This is a genomic window from uncultured Mailhella sp. (assembly GCF_947631555.1).
In the GTDB taxonomy this organism is placed as follows: domain Bacteria; phylum Desulfobacterota; class Desulfovibrionia; order Desulfovibrionales; family Desulfovibrionaceae; genus Mailhella.
In genome coordinates this window covers 1-4,726 of record NZ_CANRLT010000114.1, presented here as the reverse complement: position 1 = coordinate 4,726, position 4,726 = coordinate 1, and the positions used below count along the sequence as shown (strand labels likewise).

The 4,726-nt window shown below is 50.7% G+C and carries 9 protein-coding genes; 2 read left to right on the top strand and 7 right to left on the bottom strand.

The genetic code is table 11. From position 1 onward, the window contains the following. The 6 genes from Q0Z94_RS10980 to Q0Z94_RS10955 all read right to left on the bottom strand — a co-directional run. Positions 1-641: hypothetical protein (locus Q0Z94_RS10980; protein ID WP_298069657.1), on the bottom strand; the 641-nt coding region annotated here is incomplete at its 3' end. Positions 642-1,021: 380 nt separating this feature from the next. Then, positions 1,022-1,252, bottom strand: a complete 231-nt coding sequence (locus Q0Z94_RS10975; protein ID WP_298069655.1) for a hypothetical protein — start codon at positions 1,250-1,252, stop codon at positions 1,022-1,024. After that, on the bottom strand, positions 1,249-1,464 hold the full coding sequence (locus tag Q0Z94_RS10970) for a hypothetical protein (RefSeq protein ID WP_298069653.1): 216 nt from the start codon (positions 1,462-1,464) through the stop codon (positions 1,249-1,251). Before Q0Z94_RS10970 ends, Q0Z94_RS10975 begins: the two co-directional genes overlap by 4 nt. A gap of 1 nt (position 1,465) precedes the next feature. Beyond that, positions 1,466-1,735 (bottom strand): hypothetical protein, encoded by a 270-nt coding sequence (locus Q0Z94_RS10965; RefSeq protein ID WP_298069651.1) that lies wholly within the window; start codon positions 1,733-1,735, stop codon positions 1,466-1,468. 14 nt (positions 1,736-1,749) lie between these two features. After that, entirely contained in the window at positions 1,750-1,905 is a 156-nt protein-coding gene (locus Q0Z94_RS10960; RefSeq protein ID WP_298069649.1) for a hypothetical protein, read from the bottom strand. Positions 1,906-2,033: 128 nt separating this feature from the next. Next, positions 2,034-2,939: a prohibitin family protein gene (locus Q0Z94_RS10955; protein ID WP_298069647.1), complete on the bottom strand. Its 906-nt coding sequence runs from the start codon at positions 2,937-2,939 to the stop codon at positions 2,034-2,036. 106 nt (positions 2,940-3,045) lie between these two features. Between Q0Z94_RS10955 and Q0Z94_RS10950 the strand changes: the two genes are divergently transcribed. Continuing rightward, the gene (locus Q0Z94_RS10950) at positions 3,046-3,210 is read left to right on the top strand and encodes a hypothetical protein (protein ID WP_298069645.1); all 165 of its coding nucleotides are present in this window, start codon (positions 3,046-3,048) and stop codon (positions 3,208-3,210) included. Between the two features lie 369 nt (positions 3,211-3,579). Here Q0Z94_RS10950 and Q0Z94_RS10945 read toward each other — a convergent pair whose 3' ends face one another. Continuing rightward, entirely contained in the window at positions 3,580-4,023 is a 444-nt protein-coding gene (locus Q0Z94_RS10945) for a helix-turn-helix transcriptional regulator (RefSeq protein WP_298069644.1), read from the bottom strand. 272 nt (positions 4,024-4,295) lie between these two features. On the opposite strand from Q0Z94_RS10945, the gene Q0Z94_RS10940 reads away from it, so the two are divergent. Further along, positions 4,296-4,712: a helix-turn-helix transcriptional regulator gene (locus Q0Z94_RS10940; RefSeq protein ID WP_298069642.1), complete on the top strand. Its 417-nt coding sequence runs from the start codon at positions 4,296-4,298 to the stop codon at positions 4,710-4,712. The last annotated feature ends 14 nt before the right edge of the window (positions 4,713-4,726 follow it).

Below are 4,726 nucleotides of genomic sequence, written 5' to 3'. Positions count from 1 at the left end.
AACCTGCCAAATTCGCCGCCTTTTTCGACCCGCCACTCGCCAAGACCGCAGCAGAACCCGCCCAAGTTGAACAGGTTGACCAACTGCTCCAGCGAAATAGCGGAGGCGTTGTACTTCACCTGGAAGATCGCGCTCCACTCTTGGAACTCACCGCGATACCGAATATCTGCCGCACGGCTGATCCCGCCAACTGTTACCATGTCCTCTCGCGCAACCGGGGTCCCATGAATCTCGATCAGTTCATCGTCAAGATGAAACGCCGCGTACATACTAACTTTGTTCGGTGTGACGCCAGCACGGTATCCGGCGGACACAGCCGCAGCCTTGAATGCGACGGCGGGGAAACCGAACCTAGCACCATTCTGGATCGCCTTTGCAAAACCTTCCTCGGTTTTCTCCTCCGGCTCACCGTCCAGCCAATAAAGGCTGTCGATGAAGTCACGAACAGGGTCCTTTGCATCGTGGCCTTTGGTCTTGGCCTTCTTCATCTGCTTGTCCAGAATTTCCTTTTTTGCCTTCTCACTCCACTTATGTACGATCAGAGGGGAGTCACCAACGACCTTGATAGTCGCCGTGCGAATGTCGATTGCCGGGATGATGACATTCTGGACATCGGTAGTGCTGTTCTTCTTGGTAGCCATTTTTAATTTCCTCCTGTATTTTGTTTATTTACCAGTATTTCTACTTGGTTTCACATGGAATGGGCGTTCACTTCTTCGGCTGCCATCTCATTGACGGACAAAGTGCCCTGAACATAGGCATCAAAAGTGGTGAATCTCCTACGACTTTTATCGTCGCGGTCTTGACTTCCATCTTTCTGTCTGGATTGTTGGCCCACTCTTGATGTTGCCTGTCAATCTGCATCAAAGACTGAAAATCAATGTAGTCTGGGATTTCTTTCCCGTTCAAAACCATAATTTTACCTTGCTTTCTAGCCCATTCCGTGATAAAATACAGGAAAAGGGCTGTTTCTGTGGTGGTTACGGTCCTCCCCGTCGGGTGCCAGCCCGTCGGGGATTTTTTATTTGATGTACAACTGCTCCCCTCCCGGCGTCTCGATGGCGTAGGTGACGCTGCTGAGATTCGCCGGTGGATTCTCCAGCATCGCGTACAAGTGCTGCCGCGCCCGGTCAGCGGAGGCGTACACCATCCTGGACTTGCCCTCCGCCTCCTCGCGGATGACGAACACCGGGTCGCCGTCATACTGCTTTTTCTTGTACCCGTCCTTATCGTCGTAGTACCAATAGCTCATTGCAGGTCCCTCCCGTTGGCGATGTCGCAGAGCTCCAGATACTCGTCCAGCGTCAGGTCCGCGCACTCCTCCACGTCAGCCATGATCCGGTTGACGGCACGGTAGTCGTAGCGGTGATCCAAAAGGCGCTGCTTGTAGCCGTCAAAGTCGATGATCGGATATGCCTCCGTGAATGCCTTCGCGTTCACGATGTCAAACAATTGCTCTCCCATTTCAATCTTCCTCCTTCTCATACGGTATCCCCGCCGCCGCGCACCACTCTTTCCCGGTGACGCCCAACTTACGGGCCATACGGCAGGCAAGGTCAAAGTTCATGTTCTGGTAGTTGTTTTGCTGGTACTTGTAGAAGGATGAGATCCCGATCCCGATGTACTCCGATATCTGATCCCCGTTTTTCAGGTTCTTCTCCTTCGCGTGTGTCTTGACCGCCTCGCGCAAGATGCGTTCCCGCTTCTGTATTTCGTTCTCGCGCAGTCTTGGCATAGTGTCCTCCTTCCTTACCCAAAGATGAACACCCCGAAGAACCCGGACAGTCCCACCACCACACAGACGGTGACGCACACAGCGAACAGCTTGTCCCTGTCCATCGGTTCCCTGGGTTCACGTTGGTACTCAAACTCCCCGCCCCACGGCAGAGTGAATCTGATCTTCACGATTTTTCCTCCGTTCCTCTTGACAGGCTCGAAGGACGTTGTTATAATACATACGTTCTATCAAGCCTACCGCCTTAGGTTTGATGGTGCCTCCCCGTCTGGTGTTGCCGCACTGGACGGGGAATTTTTTAATCTGCGATCTGTCCGAATCCAATCAGCGTGTCGCTGCCCGCCACCGTGGGGAGCTGTCCGTTCCACTGCTGGACCTTATAATAATCCACCAGCATGTCCGTTAGCGACGCCGCAATCTTTTCATTGGCCTCCGCCTGCTTCTGACCGGAATAGGCTGCCGCATCCGCTTCAATCTTTGCTGCCTCCGCTTCCGTCTGTGCCTCAATCAACTGACGCTCTGCCGCAGCCTGTTTCTCCATTGTGAGTTGTTCCTGCTCGATCTGTGCTTTCAGCTTCTCCTGCTCCGCCACCTGTTTGGCCTCGATGGCGGCGATGTACACATCCGAAAAGTCAAAGTCGATGATGTTGATGTCGGAGATATAGACGCCGCTTGCCGTCAGCTTCTCATTCAGGCCATCCATCAGTGCTTTGGAAACGGCGTTTCGGTTGGTAATGCTCTGCTCTGCGGTATACTGGGCCATGATGGACTTCATGACCTCATTGACCGCCGGGGTAATCAGAACGTCTTCATATTTGGTCCCGATGTTCTTCACGATGAAGTAGGACATATTGGTGTCTACCCTGTAATTGACGGCCAAATTGACGCTGACCGTCTGGAGATCAGAGCTGAATGCCTCTGTTTCCACCTCCAGCTTCACAATCCGGTTGTCCATTTTTGTGACCTTCTGCCATGGGGCCTTGAAGTGGAACCCCTCCTGCATCACCTCCTCGCTGACCTTTCCGAAGGTGGATACCACTCCGGTATGTCCGGCAGTAATGATGGTGAAGCACCGCAGAGCCACAACCAAAACAACCAGCGCCAGCACTGCTGCAGCAGCGATTCTGACTTTATGGATCTTGATTTTATCGCGGCTCCTGCCGTATCCGTCTTGATAGCTTTCCTTAGTGTAAAAAAGTCCCATGATAATTCCTCCTGTTTTTGTCTCATTTCATTCTCCAATCCTCTGTCATATCTTGCGTCGCAAAATGTCAAGTGTTAGAATGATACATAGGAAGGAGGTGGATAAAATGGAATTGAACCAGCGGGCAATGATAATCGCTATCGCCCGTATGTGCGGTTTGACCGGCTCCAATAAAGAGATTTACGATAAGTTTTGGCAGACGTATCAGGAAGTCTTTAAGCAGGAGCCAAATGAACCGGCAAAAGTAGAAGTGTTCAAACGTCCGATTTAGTCCCAAAAGTCAGGGAACATTTCTCAATAATGGCTTCGCAGACGTGAAGAACCATCTTTGAGTGGGCTATACTCGGACTCCCGATTGAAAGGACTCTGATTATAGCCCCTACTTTTTCGCTTGTATCGTGTCCAAGCTGTTGTTTCAAATTGGCCCACTCTCCATCAAACAGCGGGTCATTCAGTGTGTTAAGTTCCTTCTGAATATCCATCATTTCACCCCCTCTCACGTTGTAAACTTAATCGGATAATCCTCTTAGCCCGCGAAAAAATACACCAGAGCAAGGCAGAACAGTTCACCGAGAAGAGCCCATAAGATAAATCTCCATCCGCTCAGTGGGTCTTTTTCGTCCATGTGGCTATCACCTCCTCACGCCGTGTCCTTCGGCCTATCAGCCAGCAGCTCGTCAACGGTCACCCCATACAGCCTTGCAAGCTTCTTGTGGTACTTGCGGGATGGCTTTGTCACACCGTTCTCCCACTTGCTGACCGCCGCCTGGTCTACATTCATCTTGCGGGCTACATCTTCCTGCCTGAGATTCGCCTTTACCCGCATCTCTCTAAGTGTCAATCGCTCACCCCCCTGCTCTTGAATATGATTTTTCATTGACTGCGGCAGAAATTTGATATAGAATAGTACCGGTGGATCAACGGAACCTCCTTTTGGAATGGCAAGGCGAAAGGAGGTGATCGTATGGCGTGTACCTGCAAGCCAAAGCGCAGAAGTCCGATGACCGTCAAGGTCAGACGGTATAAGCGCGGTGGCTCCACGGTCAAAGCCCACCGGCGGCACAAGCCACGGTGAATCCACCATTCCGCCCCGTGTTACCGCACGGGGCGGCTTTGTTTTCCATCCGGTCCGATCCCGCTATCTCCTTTCTGCCGCAGTCAATTACTGGACTCAAAAAATATGAGTAAGCATATTGACAAACTCATAAAAGCTGTGCTACAATAATACCGCCAAGCAAAATTGGGCACTCGCTTTTGTGAGGGCCAGGTTCATTTACTCATTTTTCCTGAGCAAGAATATAATAACTCATTTATTCGAATTTGTAAAGGGGTAAAATTCGAAAATTCTGAGTTTGTATGCTTGCACAAAACACAGGGGGTATTTTTGTGTTTTATGACAGGTTTATAGAACTCTGTAAAGAAAAGGGCGTGAAGCCTACACCTCTGGTCGTCAGCATGGGCCTTTCTTCTTCAAACGTATCCGTTTGGAAAAAAGGAGGGACGCCGCGCCCTGCTGTTCTAAAAAAACTTGCTGAGTATTTTGGAGTATCGATTGCTGATTTGATGGATTTAGATACGACTGTACAAGGCCAGGAAACAAAAAAATCCCCGGACACCAAGTCCGGGGAGGAGATACCGCACGGAAAAATGCGCCAGGTATGGTCTGAGGGCGGCATCCGCGTCTATCTGGACGAGGACGCCAATGTGCCACAGGAAAATTTGGAAGATATTATTAAGTATATAAAACTTAGACAAAGGGATGTAGGCCGGTGATATACAGACGTGAT